Annotated in this window: 15 protein-coding genes; 2 read left to right on the plus strand and 13 right to left on the minus strand. The window is 66.6% G+C overall.

Going from position 1 to position 16,913, the window contains the following annotated elements; translation table 11 throughout:
- Positions 1 to 7 precede the first annotated feature (7 nt).
- From OU682_RS10315 to mutM, 8 genes are all read right to left on the minus strand, one after another.
- Entirely contained in the window at positions 8 to 751 is a 744-nt protein-coding gene (locus tag OU682_RS10315; protein ID WP_268942022.1) for an outer membrane protein, read from the minus strand.
- A 159-nt stretch (positions 752 to 910) separates the two neighbouring features.
- A complete protein-coding gene (gyrB, locus tag OU682_RS10320; protein WP_268942024.1) occupies positions 911 to 3,349 on the minus strand; it encodes a DNA topoisomerase (ATP-hydrolyzing) subunit B in 2,439 nt (812 codons plus the stop codon).
- Positions 3,350 to 3,443: 94 nt separating this feature from the next.
- Entirely contained in the window at positions 3,444 to 4,520 is a 1,077-nt protein-coding gene (recF, locus tag OU682_RS10325) for a DNA replication/repair protein RecF (RefSeq protein WP_268942025.1), read from the minus strand.
- Positions 4,517 to 5,635 carry a DNA polymerase III subunit beta gene (dnaN, locus tag OU682_RS10330; protein ID WP_268942026.1) on the minus strand — a complete coding sequence of 373 codons (1,119 nt, stop codon included), beginning with the start codon at positions 5,633 to 5,635 and terminating at the stop codon, positions 4,517 to 4,519. Before dnaN ends, recF begins: the two co-directional genes overlap by 4 nt.
- Positions 5,636 to 6,112: 477 nt before the next feature.
- Positions 6,113 to 7,492: a chromosomal replication initiator protein DnaA gene (dnaA, locus tag OU682_RS10335; protein WP_268942027.1), complete on the minus strand. Its 1,380-nt coding sequence runs from the start codon at positions 7,490 to 7,492 to the stop codon at positions 6,113 to 6,115.
- Between the two features lie 560 nt (positions 7,493 to 8,052).
- Complete coding sequence (gene rpsT, locus OU682_RS10340; RefSeq protein ID WP_207472085.1) at positions 8,053 to 8,322, minus strand: 30S ribosomal protein S20; 270 nt, start codon at positions 8,320 to 8,322, stop codon at positions 8,053 to 8,055.
- Between the two features lie 153 nt (positions 8,323 to 8,475).
- A complete protein-coding gene (locus OU682_RS10345) occupies positions 8,476 to 9,252 on the minus strand; it encodes an enoyl-CoA hydratase (protein ID WP_268942028.1) in 777 nt (258 codons plus the stop codon).
- 69 nt (positions 9,253 to 9,321) lie between these two features.
- Positions 9,322 to 10,167, minus strand: a complete 846-nt coding sequence (mutM, locus tag OU682_RS10350) for a bifunctional DNA-formamidopyrimidine glycosylase/DNA-(apurinic or apyrimidinic site) lyase (RefSeq protein ID WP_268942029.1) — start codon at positions 10,165 to 10,167, stop codon at positions 9,322 to 9,324.
- Between the two features lie 75 nt (positions 10,168 to 10,242).
- Here mutM and ubiE point away from each other — a divergent pair, with 75 nt between their 5' ends.
- Together ubiE and ubiB are read left to right on the plus strand one after the other, a co-directional pair.
- Positions 10,243 to 10,989, plus strand: coding sequence for a bifunctional demethylmenaquinone methyltransferase/2-methoxy-6-polyprenyl-1,4-benzoquinol methylase UbiE (gene ubiE / locus OU682_RS10355; RefSeq protein ID WP_268942030.1), 747 nt, complete (start codon positions 10,243 to 10,245; stop codon positions 10,987 to 10,989).
- The gene (gene ubiB, locus OU682_RS10360) at positions 10,990 to 12,528 is read left to right on the plus strand and encodes a 2-polyprenylphenol 6-hydroxylase (RefSeq protein WP_268942031.1); all 1,539 of its coding nucleotides are present in this window, start codon (positions 10,990 to 10,992) and stop codon (positions 12,526 to 12,528) included. It abuts the gene before it with no gap.
- Positions 12,529 to 12,626: 98 nt separating this feature from the next.
- Here ubiB and OU682_RS10365 read toward each other — a convergent pair whose 3' ends face one another.
- From OU682_RS10365 to OU682_RS10385, 5 genes are all read right to left on the minus strand, one after another.
- A complete protein-coding gene (locus tag OU682_RS10365) occupies positions 12,627 to 12,965 on the minus strand; it encodes a hypothetical protein (protein WP_268942032.1) in 339 nt (112 codons plus the stop codon).
- Entirely contained in the window at positions 12,962 to 13,576 is a 615-nt protein-coding gene (locus OU682_RS10370) for a hypothetical protein (protein WP_268942033.1), read from the minus strand. Before OU682_RS10370 ends, OU682_RS10365 begins: the two co-directional genes overlap by 4 nt.
- A gap of 91 nt (positions 13,577 to 13,667) precedes the next feature.
- Positions 13,668 to 14,990, minus strand: a complete 1,323-nt coding sequence (locus OU682_RS10375) for an ATP-binding response regulator (RefSeq protein WP_268942034.1) — start codon at positions 14,988 to 14,990, stop codon at positions 13,668 to 13,670.
- Positions 14,980 to 16,158, minus strand: coding sequence for an FIST N-terminal domain-containing protein (locus OU682_RS10380; protein ID WP_268942035.1), 1,179 nt, complete (start codon positions 16,156 to 16,158; stop codon positions 14,980 to 14,982). The genes OU682_RS10375 and OU682_RS10380 overlap by 11 nt, the downstream gene beginning before the upstream one ends.
- Positions 16,158 to 16,865 (minus strand): response regulator, encoded by a 708-nt coding sequence (locus OU682_RS10385; protein WP_268942036.1) that lies wholly within the window; start codon positions 16,863 to 16,865, stop codon positions 16,158 to 16,160. Before OU682_RS10385 ends, OU682_RS10380 begins: the two co-directional genes overlap by 1 nt.
- Positions 16,866 to 16,913: the final 48 nt, after the last annotated feature.

Below are 16,913 nucleotides of genomic sequence, written 5' to 3' on the forward strand. Positions count from 1 at the left end.
ATCGGCCTCAGAAGCTGAAGTTCACGCCCAGCTTGACATGGTGATGCTCGGGTGTAGCGCGGCTGACGAGGCTGTTGGCGCCCTCTCCGAATTCGACATCGGTCTTGCCGAAATTGCGATACTGCCATTCGGCGAAAACCGACAGGTTGTCGCGCACCTTGCGTTCGACGCCTAGGCCCAGCGTATAGCCGGTCTCGTCGTAATTCACGGACTCGGACCCGGCCACCGTTTCCAGATCATAGTCGAAATCGCCGTAAACCGCACCCGCCGTGCCATAAACCAGCGTTTGCGGGTTCACGGCATAGCCCGTCTTGAACTGCAAGCCCACGGCATAGTTGAGCGAGGATTCAAGCTCGGCCTCTGTCCCGACCAGAGGGAAGCTGTCGCTGCCATCCACGCTGCCGCCCTCGACCCACAACTCGGGGCCGAAGACCCAGTTGTCGCGCTGCCAGCGATAGCCCGCATGAAGGCCCGCGGTCACGCCCTTGAGGTTGGCTTCGCCCAGATCGCTGTTCCGCTGGATCAGGGTATCGCCACGGTAAAGGTCAAGCCCGATCTCATCGTCGCCGGCAAAGGCATAGCCGATCGATCCGCCGGCATAGCCGCCGGCCCAATCGCCGACCGGCTCGACGGGGACGACGGGGGCAACAACAGGTTCGGCTACGGGGGCGACATAGCCGCCCGCCGATGCCGTCGAGGCAACAACAACAGCACCAAGCACACAGGTCGCAAACCGCGAGATGTGACGCATGACAGACTCCTTGAATAAAGAGCAGGCAATCGCGCTGCGAATCGCCATGAATTTCCCCGGGATAGCCAAAAACCGTTCTTGCGGCAATCGTTCTTGTCCGATGTTTCGCCGCAAGGCCCGCCTTGGGCCCCGGACGAGACAGATCTGCCACAGGTTGAATCAGGTATCCAGGTTCTCGACACTCAGTGCATTCTGCTGGATGAACTCGCGGCGCGGTTCGACCACATCGCCCATCAGCTTGGTGAACAGATCCTCGGCCTCGGCGACGTCCTCGATGCGGACCTGCAGCATGGTGCGCGCCCCGGGATCCAGCGTGGTTTCCCAAAGCTGGCCGGGATTCATCTCGCCCAGACCCTTGTAGCGTTGCAACGACAGGCCCTTCTCGCCTTCCAGGAAGATCGCCTGCAACAAGCCCAGCGGCCCGAAGATCGGCTGGTCGCGGTCCTTGCGCACCAGACGCGCGGGCCGGCTGTAGATGTCCTGCAGCGCCTTCGTCATCTCGCCCAGGCGGCGGCTTTCCCCGCTGCGCAGCATCTGCCCGTCGAGCGCCCGGTTCTCCTCGACGCCGCGCAGGGTGCGGGACAGGCGGAGGCCCGCGTCCTGGGTGGGACGGCCGGTCCAGCCGCGTTCGTATTCCTCGGCGATCATGTCAAGGCGCGCGGCAACGGCCGTCGCCGCCCCTTGGGCGTCCTGATCGATCCGGCCCGGCAGAAGGGCACCCGCGATGGCCGCCTGTTCGGTGATATGGGGCGGGTAATGGGTCGGATAGGCGCGCAGGATGCGCCGCGCGACCCGCGCCTCGTCCACCACGCGGGCCAGGTCGGCCCCCACGATCTCCTCGCCCGAGGCGAGCTTCAGGCTTGCCCCCTCGACCCCCTGCTGGATCAGATAGTCCTCCAGCGCGGCTTCGTCCTTCAGGTAAACCTCGGACCGTCCGCGCGTGACTTTATACAGCGGCGGCTGCGCGATATAGAGATGCCCCGCATCGATCAGTTCCGGCATCTGGCGGAAGAAGAAGGTCAGCAGCAGCGTGCGGATATGCGCGCCGTCCACGTCGGCATCGGTCATGATGACGATCTTGTGGTAGCGGAGCTTCGACAGGTTGAACTCGTCCCGCCCGATGCCGGTGCCAAGCGCGGTGATCATGGTGCCGATCATTTCCGACGACAGCATCCGGTCGAAGCGGGCCCGTTCGACGTTCAGGATCTTGCCGCGCAGGGGCAGGACCGCCTGGTTCTGTCGCGACCGGCCCTGCTTGGCGGACCCGCCCGCGCTGTCACCCTCGACGATGAACAGTTCGGACAGCGCCGGATCCTTTTCCTGGCAGTCGGCCAGCTTGCCGGGCAGGGAGGCCACGTCCATCGCGGTCTTGCGCCGCGTCAGTTCGCGGGCCTTGCGCGCGGCTTCGCGGGCAAGCGCCGCCTCGATGATCTTGCCGACGATGGCCTTGGCCTCGGCAGGGTTTTCCTCGAACCACTCGGCCAGCTTCTCGCCCACCAGGTTCTCGACCGCCGGACGAACCTCGGACGACACCAGCTTGTCCTTGGTCTGGCTGGAGAATTTCGGGTCCGGCACCTTGACCGACAGCACGCAGGTCAGCCCTTCGCGCGCGTCGTCGCCGGTAAAGTCGATTTTTTCCCTTTTCGCGATGCCGCTGTCCTGGGCGTATTTCGTGATCACGCGTGTCAGCGCGCCCCGGAAGCCCGCCAGATGCGTGCCCCCATCGCGCTGCGGGATGTTGTTGGTGAAGGGCAGCACCGTTTCGTGATAGCTGTCGTTCCACCACATCGCGACCTCGACCCCGATGCCGTTGCGCTCGCCGGTCATGAAGATCGGCTCGGGCATCACGACGGTCTTGGACCGGTCGAGGAACTTCACGAATTCCCGGACCCCGCCTTCATAGAAAAGCTCGGTCTTCTGGACCTCGGCGTGGCGTTCGTCCTCCAGGAGGATGCGGACGCCGCTGTTCAGGAAGGCCAGTTCCCGCAGGCGGTTTTCCAGCGTCTTGTAGACGTAATCCAGATTGCTGAACGTCCCGTTCGAATCGTTCGTCTTGGCCGAGGCGAGGAAGCGCACCTCGGTCCCCTTTTCGCCGGGCTCGGCATCGCCCACGACGCGCAGGTGTTCGGCGGTGTCGCCGCGCTCGAAGCGGGCGTAATGTTCCTTGCCGTTGCGCCAGATGCGCAGGTCCAGCCAGTCCGACAACGCGTTCACGACCGACACGCCCACCCCGTGCAAGCCGCCCGAAACCTTGTAGCTGTTCTGGTCGAACTTCCCGCCCGCGTGCAGCTGGGTCATGATCACCTCGGCCGCGGACACGCCCTCGGTCGGGTGCATGTCCACGGGAATGCCGCGGCCGTTGTCGCGGACCGAGACGCTGTTGTCGGCGTGGATCTTGACCTTCACATAATCGGCATGACCGGCCAGGGCCTCGTCGATGCCATTGTCCACGACCTCGTAGACCATGTGGTGCAGGCCCGATCCGTCGTCGGTATCGCCGATATACATGCCGGGCCGTTTCCTAACGGCTTCCAATCCCTTGAGAACCTTAATGGAATCGGCGCCGTATTCGGCGGTCTGCGCGGCGGGTGCGGTCATGGGTGAATCTGTCCTGTTCCTGTGAGCCCGATATAAGCATTCCGACAGGCAAAGTCACGGGAAAGGCGGGGTTTTTCCACGATTTTGGCAGGGTTTAGCGCGTGTCCCCGGATGCCTGCGACAGGCCGTCATCCTTTGTCACCGACAGGTGGCGCGCGCGGTCGCCGAAGGCCTCGAAAAGCTCGGGTCCGGTGCCGGTCAGCAGGCTTTGCGCCGGCAGCGCGGCGATGCGGTCGTAAAGCGCCGCGCGGCGGCCGGCGTCCAGATGGGCCGCGACTTCGTCCAGCAGCAGGACCACCGGCTGGTCCGACAGGGCGCGCGCATTGGCCAGGATCAGCGACAGCAGCAAGGCCTTCTGTTCCCCGGTGGACGACAGCGCCGCCGGCATGTCCTGCGGTCCCCAGTGGGCGCCCAGGTCGGCGCGGTGCGGGCCGGTCAGGCTGCGCCCGGCGGCCAGATCGCGCGGGCGCATGGCGGCCAGGCGCGCGGCGATGCTGGCTTCGTCGGGATCGTCGGCAGCGCCTTCGCCGGGCAGCAGCAGCAGGGTGGCGGCGGGAAAGTCGCCGCCGTCCTGCGCGGCCATGATGGCCTGCAGCGCGTCGCGGCGGTTGCGGGTCAGGGCGGCCCCTGCCTCGGCCATCTGCGCTTCCAGTGCGCGATACCAGCCGGGATCGTTGATCTGGTCCTTCAGCAGGCGGTTGCGTTCGCGCATCGCCTTGTCATAGGCCAGCGCCAGGTCGGCATGGTCGGGATGAAGGCTCAGCGTCACGCGGTCCAGGAAGCGGCGCCGCGCCTCGGGCGGGTCGGACCACAGCCGGTCCATGGCGGGCACCAGCCAGATGATCCGCAAAAGCCGCCCAAGCGCCGTCTGCGCCACCGGCTTGTCGTCGATCAGGACGCTGCGCGGCTGGCCGGGCAGAGCCCCGGTCTCGACCGCCCGGTCACCGACCAGGGCACGGATCCGCCAGCCTGCCTCAAGCCCCTGCCGGGCCTGCTCGGGCGCGGGCGCGTTCCGCAAGCCCCGGCCCGGCGCCAGCATCGACACGGCTTCCAGGATATTGGTCTTGCCCGATCCGTTCGGGCCAAAGATCGCCAGGGGCCGACCGTCCAGGTCCAGATCCAGCCGGGACCAGGACCGGAACTGCGCCAGCGAGACGTGGCGAAGCGTCACACCCGCATCGGCATGACGACATAAACCGCCGTCTGGTCGGAGCCTTCGCGGATCAGCGCCGCATCGCCCGAACCGTTGAACATGAAGACAGCATTGTCGCGATCCACCTGGCTTGCGATTTCCTGCAGGTATTTGGCGTTGAAGCCGATCTCCAGCGGATCGTCGGCATAGGCCACGATCAGCTCCTCCTCGGCCGCGCCCGCGTCGGGGGCGTTGACCGACAGGACGAGCCGGTCCTGGTCGAGCGCCAGCTTGACCGCGCGCGAACGTTCGCTGCTGACGGTGGCGACCCGGTCCACGGCGCGCGCGAAGTCGGCGGCGTCAACCTCCAGCTTGCGGGCGTTGTTCAGGGGGATCACGCGCGAATAATCCGGGAAGGTCCCGTCGATCACCTTCGACGTCAGCGTCAGCGTGGGCGTGGCGAATCGCACCTTGGTCTCGCTGACGGAAACCGCGATGTCGGTGTCGTCGTCGTCCAGCAGCTTGCGCAGTTCCGCGACCGTCTTGCGCGGCACGATCACGCCCGGCATCTCGTCCGCGCCGACCGGCAGCGGCGCGTCGATCCGCGCCAGGCGGTGCCCGTCAGTCGCCACGCAGCGCAGCATCGGCTGGCCGTCGGCCTGGGCCACATGCATGTAGACGCCGTTCAGGTAATAGCGCGTTTCCTCGGTCGAGATCGCGAACTTGGCCTTGTCGAACAGCCGCCGCAGCACATCGGCCTTGGCCTTGAAGTTGGCGCTGTATTCGCTGGAGGCCATGACCGGGAAATCCTCGCGCGGCAGCGTGGCCAGGCTGAAGGAGGACCGCCCCGCCTGCACCGAAAGGCGGCCTGCCGCGTCGTCGGAACTGATCTGCACCAGCGCGCCGTCGGGCAGCTTGCGCGCGATCTCGTTCAGCATGACCGCGCTGACGGTGGTGGCGCCGGGGCGTTCGACCTGGGCAGGGGCCTGGTCCACCACCTCGGTATCCAGGTCGGTCGCGCGGAAGCTGACGCCATCGGGGGTCGCCTCGATCAGGACATTGGCCAGGATCGGGATGGTGTTGCGACGTTCCACAACCGACTGTGCCTGAGAGACGGCTTTCACCAGAACGGCGCGCTCGATCGAGAATTTCATCGCTTTTCCCTGTGCCTGCGGCCATCCCGGCCCATTTGCGGACCTGATTTGTAACCAGCCCCGCGATGGCTCACAAGCGTTTCGTGGACGGATTGAATATAACCCCGGGACGCTTCCCGGGGTTACATCTTCGTTTCTGTCCTGTAGGATGGCTTTGTCTAGCGACGAACCTTGAAAAAGGTGGCCCCGTAACGTTGGCGCGTTGCGGGGCATTCTTCGCCCCCGGCAGCGGGAACAAAGCGTCTGGCCATCAGCATCAGATCAACGACCTAACGCCATGATCGCGACGAAAAGCTGCGCGATCATCAGGATCAGCATGGCGTCTTCATACGTCATCGCCTCTCCTTTCCGCACGCGTCTCTGGTTTCTGGCTCACTACCCTGCCTAGACCTTGAGAGGCTGCATTACCGATGGACTAAGCCACCTGCACCCCAAAGGGTAACCAGCCCCGCGATGGCTCACAAGCGTTTCATGCGCTCAGGCTTCCAGCAGGCGCCGGAGCATGTTCACATCCTCGGCCAGGGCGTGATCCTCGATGACCAGTTCCTCGATCTTGCGGATGCCGTGCATGATCGTGGTGTGGTCGCGCCCGCCGAAGCGGCGGCCGATTTCCGGCAGGCTGCGGCTGGTCAGCTGTTTCGACAGATACATGGCGATCTGGCGCGGCCGTGCGACGTTGCGGGCGCGCTTGGGCCCGACCATGTCGGCCAGGCGGATGTTGTAATGTTCCGCCACGCGGCGCTGGATGTCGTCGATCGAGATCTTGCGGTCGTTGGTGCGCAGGATGTCGGCCAGGCATTCCTGCGCGACCTCCAGCGTAATCTCGCGGCGCAGAAGGCTGGCATGGGCGAACAGGCGCTGCAGCGCGCCTTCCAGGACGCGGACGTTGGTGGTGATGCGATGCGCCAGGAATTCCAGCACGCCGGCGCCGATCTGCAGATCCGGCTGCTGGGCGCGGAAGCCCTCGGTCTTGGACTGCAGGATGCCGAGGCGCAGCTCGTAGGTTGTGGGATGCAGATCCACGATCAGCCCGCAGGACAGGCGCGACTTGATGCGTTCCTCAAGGCCCTTGATCTCGGCGGGGGCACGGTCGGCGGAAATGACGATCTGCTTGCCCTGGTCGACCAGGGCGTTGAAGGTATGGAAGAATTCTTCCTGCGTGCTGTCCTTGCCGGCGATGAACTGCACGTCATCGACCATCAGCATGTTCACGTTGCGGAACATGCCCTTGAAATCCATGATCGTGCTTTCGCGCAGCGCCTGCACGAAGCGGTACATGAACTGCTCGGCCGAAAGATACAGGACCTGCGCCATGGGGTGCCGCGTCTGGTAGTCATGGGCGATGGCATGCATCAGGTGCGTCTTGCCAAGCCCCACACCACCGTAAAGGAACAGGGGGTTGAAGCCCACCGGCCCGCCTTCGGCCACGCGGCGCGCGGCGGCATGGGCCAGTTCGTTGGGCTTGCCCACCACGAAATTGCCAAAGGTATAGCGCGGATCCAGCGGCGCTCCCAGATCGGCGCGGGCCACGCGGGCGGTCGCGGGCGCGGCAACGGACCCCACCGGGCGCGCGGGACTTGCCGGCACGGCAACGGGGCGGGCGCGGCCGGGCGCGGTCTGCGGGACCACGTCGAAGCGCAACCGCTCGACCGGCTGGCCGTGGCGGCTCAGCTCGCCCAGGATGTCCTTGGCGAAGTGCCGGTTCACCCAGTCCGAGATGAAGCGGGTGGGACTGGCGAAATGGGCGATGCCCCCGTCCAGTCCGGTCAGGCGCAAGGGCTTGATCCAATGGTTGAAGTTGTTCGGCCCCACGCTTGTTTCCAGCGCGGCGCATGCCTGACCCCAGATGTCTTCCATCGTCTTTGCCCTATCTATCCTGTCCCCAGCCTTCGCCGGTCGCCCGGCGAAACAGGATTCGCGACGCGCATCGGAACGGCGGAACCACAGACAACACCCCACCCTGCGCCCCGAACCGAGTCGCATGACGGGGCTTTCGCCCGATTCCAGATCCAAGACACAGGGTCCGCGCAGCCGGTGGCAGCCGTCTGCAGAAACCCGAGGGCATAAGGAAGTGCCTGTGCTTCCGTGCCCGACCTGCCATCCGCGGGTTCCGAAGAATCCCCTGCTGACCGGCCCGTCCCCAACACAGCGACGTGAATCGCCCCATCAGGTTAGCCATGGCGCCAAGGGGGCTGCAACCGAACTATGCGCTTGACAGAGCCTTTGCCGAACCGAATCTGCGAGAGCCTTGACTCAAAAGGAAAGAATCTGGAAGGCTTTGAAATGTAGGCATTTTTGCAACATTCGCAGGTGCAGAAACGCAAATCGGGCGCGGATTTTCATCCGCACCCGACAAGGGTCCTGGGCCCCCGGGGGCCGCTATTTCAACGGGCTTCGCGCCAAGGCCGATCCGCGGATCAGGCCGCCGACAGCGCCTTCACGCGCGCCGCCAAGCGCGAGATTTTCCGCGATGCAGTATTCTTGTGGACGACGCCCTTGGTCACGCCGCGCATCAGTTCGGGCTGGGCCGCCTGCAGCGCAGCCTTGGCCGCATCGGCATTGCCCGAGGCGATGGCTTCCTCGACCTTGCGGATGAAGGTGCGGATGCGCGAGCGGCGGGCCTTGTTGACATCGGTGCGGCGCTCGATCTGGCGGGCGCGCTTCTTGGACTGGGGCGTATTGGCCATGGGCTTATCCTATCGGTCTTTTCAGCGTTTCTGTCGCGCAAAAGACCCAAGCAACCGCCTTCGGGAAGGCGGTCATGATTCTTGCCTAAGCGGGCCCACGCGCATGTAAGCCGTGGCCTATAGGGCAAATCGCCCGGAAAGAAAAGCGCGAATTCAGCGGTCGCGGAACTGCGGCTCGCGCTTTTCCAGGAAGGCGGCCATGCCTTCCTTCTGGTCCTCGGTCGAGAACAGTGCCTGGAAGTTGCGCCGCTCGAACAGGATTCCTTCGGTCATGGTCGATTCGTAGGCGCGGTTGACGGCCTCCTTCGCGGCCTTGACCGAGACTTGCGATTTTTCCGCGATCTTGCGGGCGGCGGCCATGGCCTCGGGGATCAGCTTGGCGGCGGGCACGATGCGGCTGACAAGGCCGGACCGCTCGGCCTCGGCGGCGTCCATGAAGCGGCCGGTCAGGTGCATGTCCATGGCCTTGGACTTGCCCACGAAGCGGGTCAGGCGCTGCGTGCCGCCGATGCCCGCGATGACGCCCAGGTTGATTTCCGGCTGACCGAACTTGGCGGTGTCAGAGGCGATGATGAAGTCGCAGATCATCGCCAGCTCGCAGCCTCCGCCCAGGGCGTAGCCGCTGACGGCGGCGATGATCGGCTTGCGGATGCGCGTGATGGCGTCGATCTTCGCGCCGAACAGATCCTCGTCATAGACGTCCACGAAGCTCTTGGTCGACATCTCCTTGATGTCGGCCCCGGCGGCGAAGGCCTTTTCGCTGCCGGTCAGCACCACGCAGCGGATCTTGTCGTTGCGGTCGGCATCCGTCAGCGCCTGGCCCAGTTCGGTGATCAGCGCGGTGTTCAGCGCATTCAGCGCCTCGGGGCGGTTCAGCCGGATCAGGGCGACGCTGTCCTCGATCTCGACGATGATGGTTTGATAGGCCATGGGCGGCGTCCCCGTTGCGATGCTTTCGGGGCGGACCCTATCAAAGGCAGGGGCGAAAAGCCAAGCAGCCTAGCGCTGGCAGGCCGGGCAGAAGAAGCTGGACCGGCCCCCCTGCACGATGCGGCGGATGGTGCCCGCGCAGCCGGGGGTGGGGCAGGGCGCGCCCTCGCGGTCATAAACGCGGAAGCTGTGCTGGAAATAGCCCAGTTCCCCGGTCGCCTGCCGGTGGTCGCGAAGCGAAGACCCGCCCGCCGCGATGGCATCGGTCAGCACGTCGCGGATATGGCCGACCAGGGCCGCGACGCGGGCGGCGCCGATGCGCCCCGCCGCCCGGCGCGGGTCGATGCCCGCGCGGTGCAGGGCTTCGGATACATAGATGTTGCCAAGCCCCGCGATGATGCGTTGATCCAGCAGCGCCTGTTTCACAGGCACGCGCCGTCCCGCGAAGGCGGCGGCCAGATAGGCGGGCGTGAAGCCGTCGTCAAAGGGTTCGGGACCCAGGTGGTCCAGCAGCGGGTGGGCGGACCCCTCGCGGATCAGGTCCACCATGCCGAAGCGCCGGGCGTCGTTGAAGGTGATCGTGCTGCCCGCATCGGTCACCAGGACCACATGATCGTGGCGCGGAAGGATTGCCGGGTCACGGTGGAAATCACCAAGGCTGCCGCCTTGGACCAGCATCCGCCCCGACATGCCCAGATGCATCAGCAGCGTGCCGCCGCGGTCCAGATCGGCCAGCAGGTATTTCGACCGCCGCCGCAGCGCCGTGACCGTCGCCCCGGTCAGCACCTGGACCAGATCGACCGGCAGCGGCCAGCGCAAATCGGGGCGGCGAACCTCGGCGCGCGCGATGCGTTGGCCTTCCAGGTGCGGCAACAGGCCGCGGCGCACGGTTTCGACTTCGGGGAGTTCTGGCAATTACAGTCCTCTCGCTGCATTGTGCGCACGGCGCGTCGGGCTTATCTGGCGATGAAACAGGTGAACGGCAAGCGTATGAGCGACAAGAAGCAGACCCATTTCGGTTTCCGGACCGTGGACGAGGATGCCAAGGCCGGGATGGTCCACGGGGTTTTTTCATCCGTCGCGTCCCGATACGACCTGATGAACGACCTGATGAGCGCGGGCATCCACCGCGTCTGGAAGAATGCCATGATGGACTGGCTGGCCCCGCGAAACGGCCAGCATCTTCTGGATGTGGCGGGCGGGACGGGCGACATCGCCTTCCGCTTCCTGGAGCGCGCGCCGGGTGCCCGCGTGACCGTCTGCGACATGACCGAATCAATGCTGGTCGAGGGACGCAAGCGCGCCGATGCCGTGGAGAAAAGCGACCGGCTGGCCTGGGTCACGGGCGATGCGATGGCGCTGCCCTTTGCCGACAACAGCTTCGACCGCTATACGATCAGCTTCGGCATCCGCAACGTGACCCGCATCCCCGACGCCCTGGCCGAGGCTTACCGCGTGTTGAAACCCGGCGGGCGGCTGATGGTGCTGGAGTTCAGCCAGATCCCCGTGCCGGCGATGCAATGGGCCTATGACCGCTACAGCTTCAACGTCATCCCGGCCATGGGGCAGGCGGTGACGGGGGATCGCGACAGCTATCAGTATCTGGTCGAATCGATCCGCAAGTTCCCCGACCAGGATACATTCGCCGACATGATCCGCACGGCGGGCTTTGGCCGCGTGCAGTATCGCAACCTGTCGATGGGCATCGCCGCGCTGCACTCCGGCTGGAAGCTGTAGATGCGCGGCCCCCACAATCTGCTGCGCCTGATCCGCACGGGCGCCACCTTCGAGCGCACGGGCGCAATGCGCGCGGTTCTTGACGCGGTCGAGGCGCCGCCCCGGCTGCGCATTGCGGCGCGCATCATGGGCTGGCCCTGGCGCTGGCTGGGCTACAAGGGCGATCCGAACCTGCCGCCGATCACGCGGGCGATCACCGCGCTTGGCCCCGCCTACATCAAGTTCGGCCAGATCCTGTCGACCCGTGCCGACGTGGTGGGCGTGCAGATGGCCAACCAGCTGCGCATGCTGCAGGACCGCCTGCCGCCCTTCCCGACCGAGACGGCGAAGGACATCATCCTGGCCGACCTGCGCCAGCCGGTCGACGAGCTGTTTTCCGAATTCTCGGAACCGGTCGCCGCCGCGTCCATCGCGCAGGTGCATCGGGCACGGGTCCGCGCCACCGGCCGAGAGGTCGCCGTCAAGGTGCTGCGCCCCGGCATCGGCCCGGCCTTCCGCCGCGACATCGACGCCTTCCACTTCGCTGCCGGCATCATCGAGTTCCTGTCCCCCGGCAGCCGCCGCCTGCGCCCGCGCGACGTGGTGCGCCATTTCGAATCCACCGTGACCGCCGAACAGGACATGCGGCTGGAAGCGGCCAATGCCTCTGAATTCGCGGAAAACACCAAGGATGATGCCGATTTCAGGATCCCGGCGCCCCACTGGGAACTGTCGTCCCGGCGGGTGCTGACCTCGGACTGGGCGGAAGGCCTGCCGATGGGCGACCACGCCGGCCTGGTCGCCGCGGGCCATGACGTGGGTCGCATCGCCACGCGGGTGATCCAGCTGTTCCTGCAGCACGCGCTGCGCGACGGCTTCTTCCACGCCGACATGCATCACGGCAACCTCAAGGTGGCGGCGAATGGCGATGTCGTGGCCTATGACTTCGGGATCATGGGCGAGATCGACGACTATACCCGCCGCGTCTATGCCGAGATCCTTTATGGCTTCATCCAGCGCGACTATCGCCGCGTGGCCCGCGTGCATTTCGAGGCCGGCTATGTTCCGCGCGACCGCGACGAGGCCGCCTTCGCCCGCGCCCTGCGCGCTGTGGGCGAGCCGATCTTTGGCGCCAGCGCGAACCAGATCTCGATGGCGAACCTGCTGGCCTACCTGTTCGAGGTGACCGAGCGTTTCGGGATGCAGACCCAGACCCAGCTGATCCTGCTGCAGCGCACCATGGTCGTGGTCGAGGGCGTGGCCCGGTCGGTCGATCCGCAACTGAACATCTGGGACGCGGCCAAGCCCGTGGTGTCGGATTACATCCGGTCCAGCCTTGGTCCCAAGGCCCTGGCCGGCGACATGGTCAAGGTAGCCCAGACCGTCGGGCGCTATGGCCCGCTGCTGCCGCAAATCGTCGAACAGGCCCTGTGGGAACGCGCCCACCCCGAGGATGCCCGCCGGGTCCAGCCGGTCCTGCTGCGGCGCGGCGCGCCGGTCTGGCTGGCGGTGGTGCTGGCGCTTGGGACGGGGACGGCGATCGGGATGATGCTGGCCTAAGGGGCCCGCGCGCCCTTGGCCCTTGGCAGGCGCGTTGCCGCGCCCGCCCGGTCTGGCGGCCGGAGTGCAGATGTCCTGACGGACCCCTGATCCCTGCTTCAGAAACAGAGGATCTCGGCCTCGGCCTCGGCGCGCTTCAGCTTGGCCGCGACCTCGGTCATCTGGGCCATGCCGCGGAACATGCTGGCGCGGTCGCCCGTCACCTGCTGCATCCGCAGCACGGTCTCGGCCTCGACATAGTCGTCATAGGGCAGGACCTCGGCGATCTGGTCGATGGCGCAGGAACAGCGGTCCAGCATGTCGCGGCTTTGCCCATTCGTCGCCATGCAGGCAAAGACATATTCGGCCCGCGCGTTGGTCGGATAATCGTTGACCGCCTGGGCATGGGCTGCCCCGGCGCCAAGGGTCGCCGCCAGGACAAGCAGCCGCAGGATCATTGCAGCGCCATCCGGTTCACGTAACCAGGCCCCGCCCCCCGGGTTTCGGCCCGCATCTCGCGGATCGGCTGGCGGGGATCATCCAGCACGAAGGTCAGCGTCAGGGTCTGGAAGCCCGCCATCCGGCCAGCGTTCGGATCGTCTGCAAAGGGTTCAAAGCTTGCCACGGACTGGTCGCCCTGCCGGGTGATCTCGCCGCCCTTGAACACCGCGTCCTTGATGCGGTTGCGGATATAGAAGGGGCTTCCGCCGGTCAGCCCCGCCATGTCGCGTACGGTCTGCTCCAGAAAGAAGGTCAGCACCGGGTCCCCGCCCGAGATCGGAAAGGGCCCGATCTGCCGCGTCCGCGTGTCGGTCTTCTGCACCAGTTGCAGGACCGGCTGCTGGTCCGAGGGGTCCGTCACCTCGGTCAGCGTCAGGCTGCCCGCCTTGACCGGCAGGAAGCCCGGGGCATTCGGCCCCTCGACATGGACGGACCAGGACAGGTCCTTCTCCAGCGACCAGGGGCCGCGTTCGGCAAAGACGGCGTCGCCCGCCTCGCCCGACAGGGCGGGGCTGGCAGCCAGCGCGGACAGGCCCAGCCACAGGGCCGCGGCAATGGCACGTTTCATGGTCATCCTCCCAGTTCCGGGGCCAGAGTTGCGCCACCAGGCGCGAAGAACAAGCCCCACCCTGCCGGGCATCGGCCTTTGGTCGCAGCCGTCATGCCAGGATCCCGCCCAGCATCTCGGCCAATTCGGCCGGACGAACGGGCTTTTCCATCAGATGCACCTGCATGGCCACGCAGTTGCGGGCGATCTGCGGGTCGCGATGCGCGGTGATCATCACCGCCGGGATCGGCTGCCCGGCCGAGCCGCGCAGCGCCCGGATCGCATCCACCCCCGTATCGCCGTTTTCCAGGTTGTAATCGGCCAGGATCACGTCCGGCGGATCGTCGCCCATGGTCGCCAGGGCCTCGGCCGTGCCGCCGGTCACACGGGCGACCATGCCGAGGCGGTCGCGCAGGATCATTTCGTATCCCCGCTGCATGCCGGGATCGTTTTCCACCACCAGCGCCACGCGGCCCCGCAGGGGCAGGGCGGCGGGAGCGGGGCGGGCGGAGGGGCCGATCCGGTGGCGGTCCACGACGGGCAGGCCCACGCGGAAGACGGTGCCGCGCATCGCCTCGGAATCCAGGCGGATCGGGTGGTCCAGCTTGGCGCAGGCGCGGCGCACGATGGACAGGCCCAGGCCCATCCCCGGGGTTCGCGCGTCATTGCCGAGCCGCTGGAATTCGTCGAAGATCCGGTTGCGATCCACTGCCGGGATGCCGACGCCCGTGTCATAGACGCACAGCCAGCAAAGCGCGCCGCGCCTGCGCGCACCCACCACCACGCCGCCCCGGTTGGTATACTTGATCGCGTTCGAGACCAGGTTCTGCGCGATCCGGCGCAGAAAGACCGGGTCGCTTTCGACCACCGTATCGGTCGGCACGAAGGACAGGCGCAGGCCCTTGTCCTCGGCCAGGGGGGCGAACTCGATGGCCAGCCTGCGGAACAGCTCGCCCAGGGGAACCGGCTGGCGATGGAATTCGATCCGCTGGCTGTCCAGCCGCGAGATGTCGAGGACCGCGTGCATCAGCTGTTCCACCGATTCGAAAGCGCCCGACAGCCGGTCGGTCAGTTCCTTCTGATGCTCGTCCATGGGCGTGTCCGCCAAGGCCGACAGGAACAGCCGCGCCGCGGAGAGGGGCTGCAGAAGGTCATGGCTGGCCGCGCGCAGGAAGCGGGTCTTCGAGCGGTTCGCCTCCTCGGCGCTTGCGCGGGCCACGGCCAGTTCGCGGTTTCTTTGCGACAGATCGGCCAGGGCGCGCTCCAGGTCGCGGGTCCGCGCCATCACCTCCTGCTCCAGCGCGACGGCGGCCTGGAACATCGACCAGGCGGAACCGCGCGATTCCTCCAGCCGGTCGATGCGGTCGATCAGCACCTGGTTGATGCGCGTCAGCTTTTCGACCCGCCGTTCAGGCCCGTCATCGTCACGCAGCATCGGAGGCCTCGGCCCGGGTCTCGTCTGGGGGCTGGGGCATGAAGGCCAGGCCCACAAAGGTCTGGTTCACATGCATGCCGCTGTGCTGTTCGCCATAGGTGTTGAAGCCCGCCACCCGGTAATGGGCCAGAAGTTCGGACATCCGGTCGCGCAGGCCTTCGCGCTCCACGGCAAGGCGCCGCAGGATGCAATCGAAGCCCAGGATCATCAGCGGCGGCCGCGGCAGGGAGGCCAGCGCCTCGGCAAAGCCCTGGGTCATGTCCTCGGCCCGGCCAAGCGTCAGGACGGTGCCGGTGTCGATGGCCGACATCAGCGACAGCCCGCCATCAGAGGTCAACGCGCTGATCGCGCGGACATGGTGGTGGCGCCCCGTGCGCAGCAGCAGGGGATGGCGCGCGAATTCGGCAGGCGTCAGCGCGTTCAGGGCGGTGCCGGTCAGGCGGGCATATTCCTCGGCCGCGGGTTCGGCGTTCAGTTCCAGGATCCGGCGCTTTTCGGGGATCGCGTCGGTCACGACGACGCGCGTCTCGGTCGGGCTGAAATGGGCGAAGGTGATCTCGCTGACCGCCAGATCGGTTTCGACCATCAGGAAGACGGCGGCATTGGTGATCACCTTGCCTTCCGCCAAAAGCCAGGTCTGGCGGAAGAACAGCCCGTCGCCCGCCGATCCGCCAAGCGTCGGAACCGATGGCAGGGCCGCGTCGATCGTGGCGACCAGCGCGTCTTCCTGGCCGGCCAGGCCATCGACCAGAAGCAGACCGAACACCGCCCGGTCCGGTCCGGGGTCGAAGCGGGCCTGCAAGGCGCGCAGGCTGGCCATCCAGTCCGACACGGGCAGCGCGTCCAGTCGGGGCAGCACCATCGCCTCGGCCCGGAAATGGGCGGACGGAAAGCCGATGGCCACGATGCTGTCGGACGCATATCCCCCCGGCCCGATCTCGCCGGCCGAGGAACAGCCCGCGATAACGCAGCCCTGGGGCAGGCCCGACCGCAGCACGGCGTCAAGCGCGGACAGTTCGGGGCCATGCGCGCCGAAAACCAGGACCAGACCCGGATTGGCTCCGCGCAGGCCGTCCAGCAGGACCAGGCCGTGATCGGCCTGTCCGCGGTCGGCCTGCACGGCCACCGGCCCGGTGGCGCCCTCCTTCGCTGCCGGGCCGGTATTCATCAGCCCGCCTCGAACAGGCGGACCGTATTGGCAAGCAGCACCGCCTGGGTCCGGCGGCGTGCGTTGATCTTGGACATGATGGCGGTGATATGGGTCTTCACCGTCGCCTCGGCGATGGACAGGTCATAGCTGATTTCCTTGTTCGCCTTGCCCTGGCAGATCAGCCGCAGGATCTTCATCTGCTGCGGCGTCAGCGTGGCGAAGCGGCGGGCGAGTTCCGCCTTGGCCTCGTCCTCGGCATCTGCCTGGTCGGGGGCCCAGCCTTCAGGGGTGACATGTTCCCCTTCCCACATGCGGCGCAGGCTGTCGACCAGGGCCTCGCGGCTCAGCGACTTGCTGATATAGCCCTGCGCCCCCGCCGCCATCGCGGCCGAAATCATCGCGCTGTCCAAGTCGGCGGAAATCATCGTGATGGGCACATCGGGCAACTGCCGGCGCAGCGTCACGATGCCCTCGGCCCCGCGCGCATCGGGCAGGTTCAGGTCCAGGATCACGGCATCGGGCGCGCCCTGCGCCCTGATCCCTTCCAGGGCCGCGCCCAGGCTGCGCGCGGTCCTGACGTTCTTCAGGCCGAAACTGATCTTCAGGGTCAGCGCCAAGGCATCGCACATCAGCGGATGATCGTCCACGATCAGGATTTCCCGGACCTGATCGGCGCTTTGCCGTGGCGTCTGCGGCGGTCGTGCCTGCATGGCTGCGGCTGTCATTCGTTTCCTCCCCAGGCGTGAGGCCGCGGTCTCCCCTCCGCAGCGTCT

The sequence above is a fragment of the Paracoccus benzoatiresistens genome (assembly GCF_026913015.1).
Lineage (GTDB): Bacteria > Pseudomonadota > Alphaproteobacteria > Rhodobacterales > Rhodobacteraceae > Paracoccus > Paracoccus benzoatiresistens.